The organism is Paenibacillus taichungensis, from assembly GCF_003287275.1.
GTDB classification, from domain to species: Bacteria; Bacillota; Bacilli; order Paenibacillales; family Paenibacillaceae; genus Paenibacillus; species Paenibacillus taichungensis_A.
The window spans coordinates 96,193-112,459 of the sequence record NZ_QEVW01000005.1 but is presented as its reverse complement, the minus strand read 5'-3'; the positions used below and the strand labels follow the sequence as shown (position 1 = coordinate 112,459).

Below are 16,267 nucleotides of genomic sequence, written 5' to 3'. Positions count from 1 at the left end.
GAACGATGAAGGATAAATTTCTGCAAGAAGAAAGGCAAGAATATACCGATGTGTCCACGGTGGAGTCGCAGCGAAATGATATCACACTCGAAGAGTTCCCTGAAGGTCCTTACGGCTCATCTCTAATGTCTGAATCTCTTGGCAAAAGCTCGCCGTGGCGAGTGGATCAAAGGACCGCGCACCGTTTCGATTATGAAAATCATGAGCTGCACGAAGGGGAGGTTCGGGATTACCCCGGCCAGGATGTCTACGATGAAACGGTCCCCGATAATGTAACCAAGCCTCAATACCCGGAAGAAGAAGATTTGTAATCACGTACTATATAAAATAGATGATAGCCTTCGGCAGGTTCCTCCTGTCCGGGGGCTATTTTTAGTTGTATCGCTTATGAAAACAATTCTCCTCAAATTCCACAATATGGGTTATCATAGGTGTACTTCGTATAAGGAATGTTTGTGGTATATCATTTCTAACAATATAAGGAGATAACCATGGATCAGGACTATATTCAGTATATGCGGTCATTTGTGGGATGAAGTTGATTTGAGGAACAAAGAAGATGAATTTGGAAAGCGGGAAACTAGGTGCGTCTTTCAATTCAGGAAAGATTACCGATGATGGAGAGTATCTTCCAAGTCGGCTTATTGTGGCGAGTGGGTAGAAGAATTTCTAAGGAACTCAGGACGTCTTATTTCGCCTTCAAGTCCTCTTTTAAAAAAGTAAGGAACTTCAGAGACGCTATTTGCAGAAATCTCTGATAAAAACGCTACAAACGTCTGTTTATTCTAATATAGCGCGCCTCAGGTTCCTTAGATTTCTGCGTTCACCTCAAATCCATGAATAAGACGTCTCAGATTTGTTAGCGCTCGCTCCACCTTCTGCTACCGAGCATGCTCAGTTCCATTTCGGCGTTCAGTAGGTTTGAAGACATACTTATAAATTGGGGGGTATCAGAATGAGAGAGATTAACTATAGCAATTATTTTTGGCAGGATGATAAGGTCAGATTACGTGCTTTGCGTGAGGAAGATTGGGAGGATCATTATTATAACCGGTTTGATTCACCCGCTCGTCGTTTACTGGAATGTGCAGTAGAACTGCCACCTACGAATGCTGATGCGAAGAAATTTACGGAAGCCTTCTCCGAGTTCTCTTTAGACAGAGGACGAATCATGTTCACGATTGAGAATATGGATGGTGAGAATGTTGGGGGAGTGAACCTGAACAGCATTGATGAGCGGAATGGTACCTTTAGCATTGGAATTCAAATTGACAGGGACCATCGCGGAAAAGGATACGGGACGAGAGCCATTCGTATTTTGCTCAAATATGCCTTTTTCGAGCGCAGGCTTAATAAATTCAATGATTATGTTCTGGAAGGCAATGAACCTTCTGCAGCCATGATGAGAAAGCTTGGATGTGTGCAGGAGGGCGTGCGTCGTCAGGTGATTTATACCGATGGGAAATATCAGGATCTGATCCTGTTCGGATTAACCAAAGACGAGTTTATTGATAAGGAAGGACTCGTGTGAGTCCCATTTTAAATCAGAGCGGCCCGATGTTTATGATCTGCCAATGTTAGTTCGGTAACTGACAATGTGCAAGGGGTGAAATATGAGGAAGCTGTTATGGATAAGTTCGTGCGTTGTTGTATGTGTATTGGTTAGTGTTACTGCATTCTTCTGGAATGATATTTTTGGATATAAAACGTTAGAGAAGGCTGTTCAGTCTACTTGGAAATACCCTCTTCAAGTGGTTAATGTAGATCAGCAAAATGAACTGGTTTTGTCACTGGACCAAACACAATATGTTTTCGCTGCTTATGAACATAAGAATGGGAGATATCACTATGATACCGATAGTGAATCAGGTTGGACAGCGAGTTCAGATGTGGGGCCCGCCTTTTTGGTACAAGCGGAACCGAAGAACAACAAAGGAAATTTTATATGGGGCGCTTTATATTCCAATATGCCTGTACACAAGTTTAAGATTGAATACACAAACGGTGAGACTCAGGAGGTTGAGTCAAGTAATAATACGTTTATCATGAAAATGCCGGAAGCTTACCAGAGTGAAGACAAAATGATGTTAATGACAACGTTCACGAATGTGTATGCTCTTGATGAAGAGAACAACGTAATAAGAGCTTATAATTTGAATTGATTTTTGGTTATCGAGCTTTAAAGTGAAACGCAACAAGGTAGATAAGATGTACACCAGGAGGCTTTATGAAACAAACCAACCAAAGTGATGAATTAATCATTGATTGCAAAGATATATATTTGCGCGAGTATCGACTTGAGGATTTGGAGAAATTGCAGGAAATCACCTGGCAACCTGAGGTATACGAATTTTTGCCAGGATGGAATGCTGCGGTTGAAGAGAGAGTACTTTGGCTGACTCAATACGAAATCCCTGAGAATCGGAATTTTAAACAAGCTGTTTTGGCGGGAGGAGACATCGGAGACCTCTGTTTACGGTTGGCTATCGTGCTCAAAGAAAATGATGAGTTTATTGGATGGTGCTGTTCGGGGATCAAGGATGAACTGCCAGCGCCCAATCGGGAGATTATGTACGGCATTTCGAAACACTTCCGGAACCGTGGCTATACAACGCAGGCAGTAAAAGGAATAACACAGTATTTATTTGAAAATACAAACGTTGAAGTATTGAATGCCATTGCTTTATTAACGAATCAGGCATCCAACAAGGTAATACAGAAATGCAATTTTGAATATCTGAATATGATTGAAATCGAAAATGAACCGTACAACCATTACCAATTGTTGAAGCACCAACAATAACCCTACTGTAATTGGCTCAAGAAGACTGCACAGGAGTGATACCATAGATTCCAAACCTCAGCTTGTTTTAGATCTGGCCGGTGTGCTGATCACCAATCTTTCCTCCTCATTCTGGCAGGAGCTTGCTAGCTATGCAGGTACTCCTTTTCCTGTATTAATCGAGCAATTAAGTGGTATACGCAAGGACTTGTGGACAGGAAGGATGACAGAGGAACAGTTCTGGATCTGGATGCAAACACAATATCCCAATATGGAAAAGATGTATGCATATGAATTACTTGAAAAAACAACAGAGTTGCTACCTGCCATGCATCGTCTTGAACGATGGAGCAAGCAGGCAGAACTTCATCTCTTGAGCAATCATTGTCAAGAATGGATTCAACCGATTTTGCCGTTGATCCAACCATATTGCAAGAGCATAACGATATCCAATCAGGTGGGATATTGCAAGCCAAATACAGAAATATATGAACTTGTACAATCTCATTTAGCCAAGGATGCACCTATTATATATGTGGATGATCAGGCTAAAAATTTGAAGCCTGCTGCTGAGCTGGGATGGGAAACATTACTTGCGGATGAACAGCATCAATGGATTGCTGAAATTGACGGATGGCTCGCAGACCAATGATAATTAGCGATACAGATGCCACTACATACAAATCCACCTATCCACCAATTCGATACTAAACAAATACCCATATCATTTCTCTGTAGAAATGATACGGGTATTTGTCATATGATAAGAGCCGCAATAAACGAAAATCCGCATCTCACGCTTTCGTTCAGCTTAGGATTCACTCTTGACCAATGGCAGCAAAATCGTAAATTCCGTTCCTGCACCTATTTGGCTGCGTACTGTAATTTTCCCGCCATACGATTCCACAATCGAAAGTGTAATGGCAAGGCCTAGACCCGCGCCCCCTTGTTTTCTTGAACGGGAAGAGCTTGTGCGATAGAAGCGTTCAAAGATATGAGGGAGATGTTCCGGTTCAATCCCGGAGCCGTTATCTTTGACAGTTAACTCGGCTTTATGCTGAGCGGCATATAACGTCATGCTGATGGCTCCCCGATCTGAATCGGTGTGCTGTACTGCATTGTGGAACAGATTAAGTACAACCTGTTTCAATTTGTGAGCATCGGCCATTACATGAACTTCAGCGGTCAGGTCGAGATGAACCTGTCTTTCCTGAGCCATCATGATCAGCTGTGGCTGCATTTCGAGCAGCAGACTGTCGAGTTGAATGACTTCCTGCTCCTGCTGAGGCGCCTGATCCAGCTTGGTCAGCATCAGCAGATCCTCTACAAGTTTGTTAATCCGCATCGATTCACCATACATGCTGTTCAAAGCACTATATAATTGCTCGCTGTTGGAGGCTGCGCCGCGTTTGAGCACCTCAATGAATCCGTGAATGGAGGTAAGAGGGGTACGCAATTCATGGGAAGCATCGGACAAAAAACGCTGCATCTGCTCCTTCGATTCCCGCTCTGCTTCAAACGAGTCTTCAAGTCTCTCAAGCATACCGTTAAATGAAAGCGCCAGCTGATCCACTTCCTGTTGTCCCTGGACAGAAGGAAGTCGTTCGGCCAGGCTGCCTGCATCAATTCGTTGCACAGTATCTACCATACTGGACAAGGGAATCAGTGTCCGGCGAAGTGCTTTAGCGTATAGAACGAGTCCGGCCACCATAGCCAGCAGAGATAACATCAAGAAGATCAGAAGCTGTTTTACGATCAGGTCTTTTAGCGGTTTCGTAGCAGTGCCCATCTGCACCATGGGTAAGCCGCGATTACGTGGTCCAGGCGAAGAGAAGACGATTAACTGCTCATTGCCTTGATTATCCGTTACAATCCGGTACGGAACATGTTGTTTATCGTTGATCCGATCTGTGATGTTCTGATATTCAACGGATGTCAAGCGAGGAGCGGTCAGACCGTCTTCACCAAAAATATCCTCGAAGCCACTTTGATTATCGAATAAGGCGAGTGAACGATCGGGAATGTATAAGAAACGATTGCCTGATCCTCTTGGATCTGATCCAGATTGCCCACCAAAAGGATTGCTTGTCGCACCACTTCGTGAAGACGATCCGAGCCACACAGGAGGCATGGACATGAGCTGCTCTTCCATGGTTTTCGCCTGGTTGCGATACAGAAAACTTTCCATAATCCAGAATTGAAGAATGCCAATTAATAATAACAGAGCTGCCATAATGAACAGGGAGCGTGCGAGTAATTGAGAGCGAAGCGAACGTGGCGATATCCATTGATGCAGCCATGTCCAAAGATGTTTGTCCTTCTTTAATAAAGAGACCATCAGAGATCCACCCTGTATCCGACACCTCGAAGTGTACGAATGAGTTTATGCTCTTTATCCCCCAGTTTGTCACGCAAGGAGCGGACGTACACCTCCACAATATTCTCTTCTCCACCAAAATCGTATCCCCACACGCGGTTCAGAATGGTCGCTTTACTCAGGACAATACCATGATTGAGCACGATGAATTTTAATAGTTCATATTCGGTTGGAGATAACTCCAGAATCTGATCGTGATAGGTAATCTCTTTGCGTTGATCATCAATTCGGAATGGACCATGAGTCACTGCCCCTATTAATAAAGGAAACTGATTTCGAAGCCTTGCCTGAATCCGTGCAAGCAGTTCATCGAACGCAAAAGGCTTAATCATATAATCGTCAGCACCAAGCCATAGGCCTTTTACCCGATTTTCAACTTCATCTTTGGCTGTCAGCATGATCACTCCGACCTGAGCTCCGCTCTTGCGCAGACGCTCAACAACTTCAAACCCATCCATCTCGGGCATCATGACATCCAGAATGGCCATATGTGGACGAAAGTCGAGTGCCAATTCAAGCGCAGCAGCTCCATCCGGGGCTGTACGTACATCAAAGCCTTCGTTGCTTAGTCCAAGCTCCAGAAATTGCAAAATATGTGGTTCATCATCGGCCAATAGTATTTTAATGCCAGTACTTAGCTTCATAAGCAGGCGTTCCCTCCCGTTAAATCCATCGATTACATACCCTCAATTCTAGAGGTCTATATGCTGTATTATCGCTCGCCAAACTGAAAATTAGCTGAAAAGTTTGCAAGTTATCCTCAGGCAACATTCAGCGGGCACTCATCCCAGTTTTACTTTGGCCTGTCACAATAGTTGATATGAAGAACTTGAAGGAGTGATTGAGATTGAATAACGCCAAACGAAGGATTGACCTTGTCCTTCTGCCGATTGTTTTACTGGCGGCATTTCTGAACGGGTATGGCATCTGGAACGACCAATATGCCAATTCCTATTATACGACCGCCGTCGGGAGCATGCTGAGGAATTTCCATAACTTTTTCTATGCATCGCTCGACTCGGCTGGTTCGGTAACCGTAGACAAACCACCGGTTGTCTTCTGGATTCAAACCGCTTTTGCTTACGTTTTTGGATTGCATGGATGGAGTGTTATTTTACCGCAAGCGTTAGCGGGGATCGGTTCGGTGCTGCTGATATATTTCATGGTCAAGCCTACATTTGGTCTTGCCGCGGCGCGAATCTCGGCACTTGCGATGGCGACTGTTCCTGTCGTGGCAGCGGTCAGCCGTACCAACAATATTGATAGCATGCTGGTATTCACGTTGCTGCTGGGTTCATGGTTTTTGTTCAAGGGAAGCAAGCAAGGCAGTACGTGGCGTATTCTGGTTGCCTTTGCACTCATCGGACTTGCTTTTAATATGAAAATGCTGCAAGCCTACATGATTCTTCCGGCTTTCTACTTGTTCTATCTGCTTGCATTCAACGCAAAGTGGAGAAGAAAAATCATTCTGCTGATCGGAAGTACGGCGGTGCTGGCAGTTGTTTCCTTATCCTGGGCAGTCACCGTGGATTCTATACCGACAGATGAACGGCCTTATATCGGCAGCAGTGAAACCAATTCGGTGCTGGAGCTGGCTTTTGGATATAACGGCTTATCCCGTCTCACGGGACAACAGAACAGATCAGCGAATGCAGGCATGCCAAACGCCTCTGATGAAGGCAAGGCCCGTGGCAACGCAGCTTCCCAGACCTCAGCATCCGGTCAATCGGGCAGCGGCTCGGCTCCAACAGGCAATGCACCGGGGAATGGTGAAATGGGTGGCATGAACGGAATGACTTTCCCAGGCGGTCAGATGCCAAACGGTGGCGAGATGCCTAATGGAAGAAATTTTGGAGGTGGTAATGGCGGCGGAGGCATGGGTGGCATGTTTGGTACCGGGGAGAAAGGTCCTCTGCGGTTATTCCAGACCGAACTGTCCGGTCAGGCCAGTTGGTTTTTGCCTATTGTATTACTTGGCTGCATCGCCATATTTGCCGGGTTAAGACGGAGAAATATAACCGATAAGCATAAGGAAGCCCTGTTCTGGCTGGCCTGGCTGCTTCCGGTAGCTGCATTCTTCAGTGTGGCTGGTTTCTTTCATCAATATTATCTGATTATGCTCGCACCTCCGGTAGCGGCATTAACCGGAGCAGGGTTTGCAGCCATGTGGTCGGCATATCGTGAACGCAATGGCTGGCAAGCCTGGCTGCTTCCGTTATCCGTACTGCTTACGACCATCTTCGGCTGGTATATCATGCAGGTGTATAACGAAACTATCGGAGCAGGTTGGTCCATAGGTGAGTTAATTGCAGGCATTCTGATCACGGTTATCCTGATTGTGATGCTTAATCGTTCACATCCATGGAAACAGGGTTTGATTATCGCAGGCTTCATGGTCATGCTGATTGGACCAACCTATTGGGCATTTACCCCTATTACGTATGGAGGCAACAGCATGATTCCGGCGGCCGGGCCGACAGGTTCCAATGGGATGTTTGGCGGAATGGGCATGGCAATGGGAGATAGACAAGGTGATCGCAATGGTGGCGGAATGGGTATGGCTCAGCCGAATACATCAAATGACACCGACACCGATCAGGCTTTCCCATCGTCCGATGAAGCTGACCCTAACAATGCGGGCATGGGAACAATTCCGAATTCAGGCGGAAACATGAATGGCGGAGGAGGCATGCCGACGACAGGTGGCCGAGGTGGTGCGGGAAACCGCAACGAAGAAGTGGACACCACAACACTGAATTATCTGAGAGAGCATAACACAGGTGAAACCTATCTCTTTGCAACGACGGACTATAACCAGGCAGCTCCATATATCATCGATGAAAATGAAGCAGTCATTACGCTTGGCGGGTTCTCGGGTTCAGATCCGGTGTATAGCACGGAAAAATTGGAACAACTCGTGAAGAGTGGGCAAGTGAAATACTTCATGGTAGGTGGCATGGGCGGCCGAGGTGGCAGTTCTGATATCGGCGACTGGATCAAGGAGCATGGTACCGAAATTCCAACGTCAGAGTGGAAGACGGGTACGGACAGCGGTTCAGGTTTCGGCGGTCAAACCACTCTATATGAAGTGAAATTATAAACTTGATCGAATGGTTAAAGGAGGGAACGAACATGGCTCAAAAGTGCCGTTACAGCATTATCATTCCGATGTATAACGAAGAAGCGGTGATTGAGGAGACCTATCGGCGTCTGAAAAAAGTCATGGGCAGTACAGGAGAGAGTTACGAACTTCTTTTTGTCAACGACGGTAGCGTGGACCAAAGTGCACAGATGATCCGTGACTACGCCCGTTGGGACGAAAGTGTGAAGCTGATAGATTTCGCACGCAACTTCGGTCACCAGATCGCAATTACGGCAGGGATGGATTATGCAGCAGGCGATGCCGTCGTCATTATTGATGCGGATCTTCAGGACCCTCCCGAGCTGATATTGGACATGATCGCCAAGTGGAAAGAGGGCTATGAGGTTGTCTATGCCCGTCGAACCCGACGAAGCGGTGAGACACGCTTCAAGAAATGGTCAGCAAGCATGTTCTACCGCGTACTGCGTGCGTCGACGGATACGGATATTCCAGTGGATACGGGGGATTTCCGACTGATTGATCGCAAGGTGTGTGATGAGATGAAACGTCTTCCGGAAAAAAATCGATTTGTTCGCGGACTGGTCAGTTGGGTGGGGTTCCGTCAGACGGCCATTGAGTATGAACGGGATGAGCGTTTGGCAGGGGAGACAAAATACCCGCTGAAACGCATGTTGAAGCTGAGTTTGGACGGCATTACCTCATTCTCATACAAACCGCTCAAGCTTGCAGGTTACGTAGGAGCTATTCTATCCATCGGCGGTTTCATCTATATGCTTAGTGTCATTGCTTCAGCGATATTCACAGATTCTACGATCAAAGGATGGCCTTCGATGGTCAGTATCATGCTGATATTTAACGGCTTTATATTGATCATGCTGGGCATTCTTGGCGAGTATGTCGGCCGAATCTATGATGAAACGAAGGCGCGCCCCCTCTATATCGTAAGAGATGTGTATCAGATGGAGAGTCAGTCAAGTCAGTCACGGTTAACGGGCAGAGTTGCTCATCATGACTAACCGGTTGGTCACTATATTTAAGTTCGGCATTGTGGGTGTCCTGAATACGGCAGTGGATGCATTGGTATTCACGTTGCTCGCTACCGCAGGCGCACCTGCTCTAATTGCCCAGGTAATCTCGTATAGCTGTGGGGTCGTAAACAGTTACTGGTGGAACGGCAGATGGACCTTCCAGGATTCGGGAAGACAGGGCAAAAAAAACGAAATCATGCGTTTTGTAATTACCAATCTAGTGGTTCTTGCGTTATCTTCTCTGATTCTGTACATCTGCAACAGCATATTAGGTTGGAGCGTGGTAATGAGTAAAATACTGGCAACTCTCTCGGGCATGGTTATAAATTATATTGCGAGTCGGCATTGGGTGTTCCGGGCAGAGCCCGTTCAAGGATCTGACCCTTCATCTGATGCGAATGAAAGGAGTGTTTCATGATATGAGAATTAAAAAAGCAGTCATTCCGGCAGCCGGGCTTGGCACCCGATTTTTGCCGGCAACCAAGGCACAACCGAAAGAAATGCTGCCAATAGTGGACAAACCGGCTATTCAATACATTGTGGAAGAAGCGGTACAATCTGGCATTGAAAATATCATCATCGTAACCGGACGGAATAAAAAATCGATTGAAGATCATTTTGACAAATCGGTTGAATTGGAACATTCCCTGTACGCCAAGGGCAAACAAGCGCTACTGGAAGAGGTGCAAGCGATCAGCGAAATGGCAAGTATTCATTTTATCCGGCAAAAAGAGCCGCTTGGATTGGGCCATGCGATTGGATGTGCTCGCCAGTTCGTGGGAGATGATCCGTTCGCCGTACTGCTTGGAGATGATATTATGGTGTCAGATCCACCAGCGCTCGCACAGATGATTCATTTATATGAAAAGACAGGCAGCCAGATTGTTGGCGTGCGGCAGGTGCAACCTGCTGACGTGAGTAAATACGGCATTATCGATTCACAAGGGGCAGAGGATCGGGTTCACCGAATCACCAATCTGGTAGAAAAACCTTCAATTACAGAAGCGCCCTCCCGAACAGCCGTGATGGGACGTTACATTCTGAAGCCTTCCATCTTTCCCATTCTGGATCGAATCGAGAGAGGTGCTGGAGGAGAATATCAGCTAACGGATGCGCTAAAAGAAGTAAGTCAGGTGGAAGAACTGCTGGCTCTTGAACTGGAAGGACGTCGCTACGATATTGGTGATCAGTTCGGATATATTCAGGCGATCCTGGAGATTGGACTGATGCGTAAGGAACTACAGCCCATGCTTACACCATATCTTCAGAAGCTCGCTACGCAGTGGGCGTAGGATTGATATGTAGCTGAGGTTTAAATCTGCTGTAGGACGGGGGCTGCTCATTGCCATGGTTCTGGCATAGACTCCAGCATTGTACAATGGAGCCTGTCACGATACAATGAGCAAGAAGTTCAAGTTGCTCTTTGAGGAGTGAGGAATCATGAATGAGTCTATCATCAGGGATCTTATTCAGTATATGGACGTGGAGGACAACGCGGCTATTCAATACATTCAGACCGAGCATCGGTTGAAACTGGGTCACTTTTGGGAAATCCGGGAAGGCAGCCGCGTTCTGGAAATTGGTTGTGGTCAGGGAGATACCACTGCCGTACTTGCACATCTGGTGGGGGAACACGGTTACGTTCATGGTGTAGACATTGCACCTGAGGATTATGGTGCACCACTGACCGTAGGGGAAGCGGCAGCCAAGCTGCGGAAATCTCCGCTAGGTGGCCGAATTCGAATGGATTATGAGTTTGACATCCTAAGTGGACAGGCTCAATTCGCTGAAAATGAGTTTGATGTGATTGTACTTTCCCATTGTTCATGGTACCTGAAATCGTTTGAAGAACTCGCGGAGATTCTTAAAAAGGTTAGGACGTGGGGACATCAGCTATGTTTCGCCGAATGGGACACACGAGTTACAGATGTGAGCCAGCTCTCACATTGGTTATCCGTTCTGATTCAGTCGCAGGTTGAATGCTATAAGGAGAACAGCTTCTCCAATGTGCGCACGCTCTTTACACCGGAGGATATCCGAGAGCTTGTCTCTGCGGCAGGCTGGACGATTAAGGAAGAGGCTTCGATCCATTCTCCCGAGCTGCAGGACGGTCGCTGGGAAACGGAAATGACACTGGCAGAAGCGCCAGTGGAACTGCAGATGCTTCCGATTCCGGACAAAGTAAAAACACTTCTAATTTCCGAACTGAAATTACTTAGAACACATCATGTTTCTGGGCCTGGGAGTCCACTGGGAACGTATGCAATTGTTGCCAAAAAGCAGTAAAGAAATAGCTATTTGCAGCAATTTATAAAAAAACGTCTATCGACGTACTTTCACAGAAGACAGACCGCGTTTAGCTGAAGTTTTTCTTGCGATAATTGAATTGTTCAGCTCCGCTGAAAACGTATTAATTCCGTTATCTAAAAAAATGTGTTTACTTCACGATGGTAATTTTGATATTATAATCGCAATATCAAATGCGACGAAGAGATGAGTAGATAAAAGGTTTTCTTTCACAGAGAGCTCCGGTAGCTGAAAAGGGGTAAAGAATTTTTTATTGAATAAAGACTCAGAGCAGCACATCGGAACTTGAAGGATTGAGGGATGGTGTGACAGGAGCTCCTGTTACAGAGCGAGAGTATATACGGATGGGCATGATTTTATGCAGTATCCTTAACTCGAAGAGGCTGGTATGGCGACATATTGGCGAATCTGGGTGGTACCACGAGTGTAACAATCTCGTCCCTGAGACTTTTGTCTTGGGGATGGGATTTTTTGGTTTTTCCGGGATGTTGGCTACACGCTTTGGAAACGCCTGAATAGTGTTTAATAAGAGGAAACTCACACTGAAAGGAAATGATGATTCTATGTCAGCAAAATTGAAAGTCGGTATCGTCGGAGGAACGGGGATGGTGGGTCAACGATTTGTGGATCTGCTCAATGGACACCCATGGTTTGAAGTAACGGCTATTTCAGCAAGTGCCAACTCGGCAGGCAAAACATACGAAGAATCCGTACATGGCAGATGGAAACTCGCCGTTCCGATCCCGGAAGCAGTGAAAAACATCGTTGTGCAGGATGCTTCCCAAGTGGAAGCTTTTGCGAGCCAGGTTGATTTTATATTCTGTGCTGTAGATATGAAAAAGAATGAAATTCAAGCGCTCGAGGAGGCTTATGCCAAAACGGGAACTCCGGTTGTTTCCAACAACTCGGCTCACCGCTGGACAGCGGATGTACCTATGGTCATTCCTGAAATTAACCCGGGACATCTGGACGTGATTGAAGCTCAACGCAAACGTCTAGGAACGAAAACCGGATTCATTGCAGTTAAACCAAACTGCTCGATTCAGAGCTATGTACCTGCACTTCACGCGTTGCGCGAGTTCAACCCAACTCAAGTGGTGGCTTCCACTTATCAAGCAATCTCTGGAGCAGGCAAAAACTTTACCGACTGGCCGGAAATGCTGGATAACGTGATTCCATACATCGGTGGCGAGGAAGAAAAAAGTGAACAGGAGCCGCTGCGCATCTGGGGAAGCATTCAAAATAATGAGATTGTAAAAGCGTCCTCACCATTAATTACAACACAATGTATTCGTGTTCCAGTAACAGATGGTCACCTGGCGACAGTATTTGTATCCTTTGAGAAAAAACCATCCAAAGAAGAAATTCTGGATCGTTGGTTGCAATTCAAAGGTCGCCCGCAAGAACTGGGTCTGCCAAGCGCACCGAAACAGTTCATTACGTATTTTGAAGAAGAGAACAGACCACAAACGAAGCTGGATCGTGACATCGAGCGCGGCATGGGCGTTTCAACGGGCAGACTGCGCGAAGACTCCCTGTATGATTACAAGTTTGTAGGACTGTCTCACAACACGCTGCGCGGAGCAGCAGGTGGTGCAGTTCTGATCGCTGAATTGCTCAAAGCTGAAGGATATATTCAGCCGAAATAAACAGGCATTGTGGAGATGGGAATAGCAGTAATAGAATATCACTGACAGGTACCCCTTTTAGTAGACAAGAGTATGAGCATCTGAGAAGATGAATTTATTTTTGTTGAACAAAGGGGTATTTTTAAATCCAAACCGTTTTGCTACGGTATTTGGATGACATCGTTACTATACATATCTGTTACAAGGGAAGAAGGGATCTGCTCATGTCGTTACAATTATCATTCTATGAAGGGCAAAACTAATATGGTAAATATTACATTGTAAATTCATGAGAATTCCGGTATTTTTATTAACGGCAAACTTTTCCTCTATAAAGTAGAAGTAGATTGTCTTAGCAGGTAGCAATTGAAGTGAAGGAGAAAGGAGGAAAAATAGTATGTCAGAAGTTGCTAGTCAAAGAGTACATAAGCCAGGACCACCACCAGTAAGTTTCGGTAGTTGGATGCTCACATTGTTCCTTATGATGATTCCGCTTGTAAACATTATTATGTTGTTTGTTTGGGCATTTGGAGATTCGAATCCTTCGAAAGCAAATTATGCCAAAGCATCATTGCTGTGGGCAGCCATCGGAATTGTTGTGTATATTCTTGTGTTCGTACTTATCATTGGAGCTGGAATTTCACTCTCAGATTACTAGGTTTAAGAGTACGTAGCTTAATAAAGTTTAACCAAAAAAACGCCGACAATATTGTCGGCGTTTTTGAATTGCTTATTTTGTACTAGGCTGCAGACGTCTTATCAGTATTGTGAAGAGTCTGCGAACGACGCCCAAGCAGATATCCTGCAAGCGAGGCCAACATCTGCTGGAATACCATGCCTAGTACAACCGGGACGGCAACTGGTGGAGGGAAATAAGATACGGCAAGCACCGCTCCCGCACTAATATTGCGCATGCCTCCGTTGAACACAAGTGCAACCTGATCGGCTTCATTCCAACCGAGTAATCGGGCAACGAAGTAGCTTAGAGCATAGCCAAATGAGGCCAGAAAAATAATGATGGCTGCCAGACCAGCGAGCTGCCAGTTAAAGTCAGCCAAATAGGGGGCAACAACAGAACCATTAATCGCGACAACCGCTGCCATGAACAATTTGGAGAACGGATTCAGTCTGGGCCCCCAGACCGGAACAATGGCCCCTTTGGTCCATTCATTCAAAAGCATTCCGAGCAAGGAGGGGACAACGATCATCCAGAAAAGACTGCTCATCATGGCTGCAATATCCAACGATACACTAGTGCCAATCAGCAAGGATAACACACCGGGTACCACGAAAGGAGCAAGCATGGTGTCAATCAGGATAATCGACAGTGTCAGCGCGATATTGCCCCGATAGATGCTGACCCAGATAAAACTGCTCACACCTGTTGGAATAACGGCAGCCAGAACAAGGCCCGTTATCGTGTAGGCATCCGTTGGGAAGACCAGGTGACCCATGCCCAGAGCAATGAGAGGCATCGCCAGATGCAAAATAAACAGACAAACAAACAGTGGGAAAGGCTTCTTCAGCACGTTCACAAAATCCCGTATCCCGAGACTGATGCTTCCGGCAAACGTCATGAAAGCAAAAAGCCATGGCGACAAAAAAGTATAAGAAGAAAGAAGACTCCCGCAAAGAACGCCAATAATAATGCTGATTGGGGTAATCAGTGGCATGATGCGGTTCAAGCGTACATTTAAGGCCTGAAGCATATTCATGACATCCCTTTACCGTATGATTCCTTTATTATACATGTTAATAACGCCGAGTGCAGACCCATTTGCAATGTAGTATACGGAGCAGTTATCATAAATCTGGAAGAAACACTTTAATTTGAATAAGGGGAGAGGGTCATAATTAAACGGAAAAGAAAGCATACATTGATGATGGCAGGCCTCATTGCATCAAGTATTCTTGTGATATCCGCCTGTTCGGTTGTAGAACAAGCGAATCAAAGTTTGAATTACGTTAGTGGGGCTACTGATTATATAGAACAAGTATCGAACGCCGGAGCCGATCTGCAAGAACTCGCATCTGGAGCGGTGAGTAACCCGGAAATAACAACTCAGGTACAGGAGAAAATAGATCAGATTCAGGCGGAAGCCAGTGAATTCTCTCAGCTGACAGCACCAGTGATAGGAGAAAGTATTCATGAAAATCTGGTCAGTTACAACAATCAATTAACTGAAGTGGTGGGTCAATTTGAGAATACGCTTGCAGAGCAGGGCTTTACTGCAGAAAACTGGGAGAAGACAGGAATTCCCGAATTGATTAATAATATTAATGGTTTAAAAGATCCGTTAAGCGGGCTTGGCAACGAATCCAATTAAGTTTTAAACAGGCTAGGCTTTGACCAATAGCAAGTTAATTTAATCTCATGTAAAAAGGACGATATACCGGAGTGATTTTGATCACATGCGGATATCGTCCTTTTTATTTTTCTAATATCAAGATGTTGATTTGCCACGAATTTTGGAACTTAGATCATCAATCTGTTCATCCAGTACATTTCCTGCTTTGCTTAGAAACCCTGTAATAAGCTCCAGTTCTTCCTCAGTGTAAGTGGAAGCCAGTTTAACCATAGCTGCGTGAAGGGTGAGGTATGTGCTGCTGACCTCTTCCTTGTTTTCGTACAAAGGCACAATGATGACTTTACGGCGGTCATTGGGGTCATTTTCCCGGCGAACAAAGCCGTTCTTCTCAAGCCTGTCAATTAATGTCGTGACACTCCCTGTGGCCAGACCGGTAAGTTTTGACAGCTCACCTGCAGTGATTGGACCTTTCTCGCGCAGGATATCCACGGATATGAAATCGTTATTGTACAAGCCCAAAGAGGCAGCCACATGCTGCTGATATAAAACGGTTCGTGTACCCAGGCTTCGCATGCGTAACGTAAAATTCTCCTGTAATTCGGTAGGTTGTTGTTGATGTTCTCTTGACAAAAGATAACCCTCCTCTTAAGATGACATATATCTTGATTATCGAGATATTAGATTAACGAGATAATAAATTTTGGAGATACTAGATTGACGTATGAATAATTTC

At 45.6% G+C, this 16,267-nt stretch carries 17 protein-coding genes and 1 other annotated feature; of the genes, 13 read left to right on the top strand and 4 right to left on the bottom strand.

Features of this window, described 5'->3' with window-relative positions; genetic code table 11:
• Window positions 1–5 precede the first annotated feature (5 nt).
• The 5 genes from DC345_RS05750 (at window position 6) to DC345_RS05730 (ending at window position 3,434) form a co-directional block, all read left to right on the top strand.
• A complete protein-coding gene (locus DC345_RS05750) occupies window positions 6–311 on the top strand; it encodes a hypothetical protein (RefSeq protein ID WP_113052289.1) in 306 nt (101 codons plus the stop codon).
• A 644-nt stretch (window positions 312–955) separates the two neighbouring features.
• Window positions 956–1,531 (top strand): GNAT family N-acetyltransferase, encoded by a 576-nt coding sequence (locus DC345_RS05745; protein WP_113052288.1) that lies wholly within the window; start codon window positions 956–958, stop codon window positions 1,529–1,531.
• 127 nt (window positions 1,532–1,658) lie between these two features.
• Window positions 1,659–2,162: a hypothetical protein gene (locus tag DC345_RS05740; protein ID WP_146752110.1), complete on the top strand. Its 504-nt coding sequence runs from the start codon at window positions 1,659–1,661 to the stop codon at window positions 2,160–2,162.
• A 65-nt stretch (window positions 2,163–2,227) separates the two neighbouring features.
• Window positions 2,228–2,803, top strand: coding sequence for a GNAT family N-acetyltransferase (locus DC345_RS05735; protein WP_113052286.1), 576 nt, complete (start codon window positions 2,228–2,230; stop codon window positions 2,801–2,803).
• 82 nt (window positions 2,804–2,885) lie between these two features.
• Window positions 2,886–3,434, top strand: coding sequence for an HAD-IA family hydrolase (locus DC345_RS05730; protein ID WP_258530570.1), 549 nt, complete (start codon window positions 2,886–2,888; stop codon window positions 3,432–3,434).
• Between the two features lie 159 nt (window positions 3,435–3,593).
• On the opposite strand, the gene DC345_RS05725 is transcribed toward DC345_RS05730, so the two are convergent.
• Both DC345_RS05725 and DC345_RS05720 read right to left on the bottom strand, forming a co-directional pair.
• Window positions 3,594–5,120 carry a sensor histidine kinase gene (locus DC345_RS05725; protein ID WP_113052284.1) on the bottom strand — a complete coding sequence of 509 codons (1,527 nt, stop codon included), beginning with the start codon at window positions 5,118–5,120 and terminating at the stop codon, window positions 3,594–3,596.
• Complete coding sequence (locus DC345_RS05720) at window positions 5,120–5,803, bottom strand: response regulator transcription factor (protein WP_063563521.1); 684 nt, start codon at window positions 5,801–5,803, stop codon at window positions 5,120–5,122. Before DC345_RS05720 ends, DC345_RS05725 begins: the two co-directional genes overlap by 1 nt.
• A gap of 203 nt (window positions 5,804–6,006) precedes the next feature.
• On the opposite strand from DC345_RS05720, the gene DC345_RS05715 reads away from it, so the two are divergent.
• The 7 genes from DC345_RS05715 to DC345_RS05685 all read left to right on the top strand — a co-directional run bounded on the left by DC345_RS05715 (window position 6,007) and on the right by DC345_RS05685 (window position 13,883).
• Window positions 6,007–8,259, top strand: a complete 2,253-nt coding sequence (locus DC345_RS05715) for a glycosyltransferase family 39 protein (RefSeq protein ID WP_113052283.1) — start codon at window positions 6,007–6,009, stop codon at window positions 8,257–8,259.
• Between the two features lie 32 nt (window positions 8,260–8,291).
• On the top strand, window positions 8,292–9,278 hold the full coding sequence (locus DC345_RS05710; RefSeq protein WP_113052282.1) for a glycosyltransferase family 2 protein: 987 nt from the start codon (window positions 8,292–8,294) through the stop codon (window positions 9,276–9,278).
• Complete coding sequence (locus tag DC345_RS05705; RefSeq protein WP_113052281.1) at window positions 9,271–9,708, top strand: GtrA family protein; 438 nt, start codon at window positions 9,271–9,273, stop codon at window positions 9,706–9,708. The genes DC345_RS05710 and DC345_RS05705 overlap by 8 nt, the downstream gene beginning before the upstream one ends.
• Window position 9,709: 1 nt before the next feature.
• On the top strand, window positions 9,710–10,582 hold the full coding sequence (gene galU, locus DC345_RS05700; protein WP_113052280.1) for a UTP--glucose-1-phosphate uridylyltransferase GalU: 873 nt from the start codon (window positions 9,710–9,712) through the stop codon (window positions 10,580–10,582).
• A gap of 148 nt (window positions 10,583–10,730) precedes the next feature.
• Complete coding sequence (locus DC345_RS05695; protein WP_113052279.1) at window positions 10,731–11,576, top strand: class I SAM-dependent methyltransferase; 846 nt, start codon at window positions 10,731–10,733, stop codon at window positions 11,574–11,576.
• Between the two features lie 190 nt (window positions 11,577–11,766).
• Window positions 11,767–12,043: a binding site (T-box leader), on the top strand.
• Window positions 12,044–12,160: 117 nt separating this feature from the next.
• Window positions 12,161–13,246, top strand: coding sequence for an aspartate-semialdehyde dehydrogenase (gene asd / locus DC345_RS05690; protein WP_113052278.1), 1,086 nt, complete (start codon window positions 12,161–12,163; stop codon window positions 13,244–13,246).
• 376 nt (window positions 13,247–13,622) lie between these two features.
• On the top strand, window positions 13,623–13,883 hold the full coding sequence (locus tag DC345_RS05685; protein ID WP_240342874.1) for a hypothetical protein: 261 nt from the start codon (window positions 13,623–13,625) through the stop codon (window positions 13,881–13,883).
• Window positions 13,884–13,965: 82 nt separating this feature from the next.
• On the opposite strand, the gene DC345_RS05680 is transcribed toward DC345_RS05685, so the two are convergent.
• On the bottom strand, window positions 13,966–14,934 hold the full coding sequence (locus tag DC345_RS05680; protein WP_113052277.1) for a bile acid:sodium symporter family protein: 969 nt from the start codon (window positions 14,932–14,934) through the stop codon (window positions 13,966–13,968).
• A gap of 171 nt (window positions 14,935–15,105) precedes the next feature.
• On the opposite strand from DC345_RS05680, the gene DC345_RS05675 reads away from it, so the two are divergent.
• Entirely contained in the window at window positions 15,106–15,552 is a 447-nt protein-coding gene (locus tag DC345_RS05675; RefSeq protein ID WP_113052276.1) for a DUF6376 family protein, read from the top strand.
• Window positions 15,553–15,669: 117 nt separating this feature from the next.
• Here DC345_RS05675 and DC345_RS05670 read toward each other — a convergent pair whose 3' ends face one another.
• Window positions 15,670–16,107 (bottom strand): MarR family winged helix-turn-helix transcriptional regulator, encoded by a 438-nt coding sequence (locus tag DC345_RS05670; RefSeq protein WP_181586532.1) that lies wholly within the window; start codon window positions 16,105–16,107, stop codon window positions 15,670–15,672.
• Between the last annotated feature and the right edge of the window lie 160 nt (window positions 16,108–16,267).

Excerpts from the sequence above, each read along its gene's own strand:
- DC345_RS05680 (WP_113052277.1), bottom strand. The coding sequence starts at position 14,934 with ATGCTTCAGGCCTTAAATGTACGCTTGAACCGCATCATGCCACTGATT.
- DC345_RS05685 (WP_240342874.1), top strand. The coding sequence starts at position 13,623 with ATGTCAGAAGTTGCTAGTCAAAGAGTACATAAGCCAGGACCACCACCA.
- galU (WP_113052280.1), top strand. The coding sequence starts at position 9,710 with ATGAGAATTAAAAAAGCAGTCATTCCGGCAGCCGGGCTTGGCACCCGA.
- DC345_RS05705 (WP_113052281.1), top strand. The coding sequence starts at position 9,271 with ATGACTAACCGGTTGGTCACTATATTTAAGTTCGGCATTGTGGGTGTC.
- DC345_RS05735 (WP_113052286.1), top strand. The coding sequence starts at position 2,228 with ATGAAACAAACCAACCAAAGTGATGAATTAATCATTGATTGCAAAGAT.
- DC345_RS05670 (WP_181586532.1), bottom strand. The coding sequence starts at position 16,107 with ATGCGAAGCCTGGGTACACGAACCGTTTTATATCAGCAGCATGTGGCT.
- DC345_RS05750 (WP_113052289.1), top strand. The coding sequence starts at position 6 with ATGAAGGATAAATTTCTGCAAGAAGAAAGGCAAGAATATACCGATGTG.
- DC345_RS05695 (WP_113052279.1), top strand. The coding sequence starts at position 10,731 with ATGAATGAGTCTATCATCAGGGATCTTATTCAGTATATGGACGTGGAG.
- DC345_RS05725 (WP_113052284.1), bottom strand. The coding sequence starts at position 5,120 with ATGGTCTCTTTATTAAAGAAGGACAAACATCTTTGGACATGGCTGCAT.
- DC345_RS05745 (WP_113052288.1), top strand. The coding sequence starts at position 956 with ATGAGAGAGATTAACTATAGCAATTATTTTTGGCAGGATGATAAGGTC.
- DC345_RS05675 (WP_113052276.1), top strand. The coding sequence starts at position 15,106 with ATGATGGCAGGCCTCATTGCATCAAGTATTCTTGTGATATCCGCCTGT.
- DC345_RS05710 (WP_113052282.1), top strand. The coding sequence starts at position 8,292 with ATGGCTCAAAAGTGCCGTTACAGCATTATCATTCCGATGTATAACGAA.
- DC345_RS05720 (WP_063563521.1), bottom strand. The coding sequence starts at position 5,803 with ATGAAGCTAAGTACTGGCATTAAAATACTATTGGCCGATGATGAACCA.
- asd (WP_113052278.1), top strand. The coding sequence starts at position 12,161 with ATGTCAGCAAAATTGAAAGTCGGTATCGTCGGAGGAACGGGGATGGTG.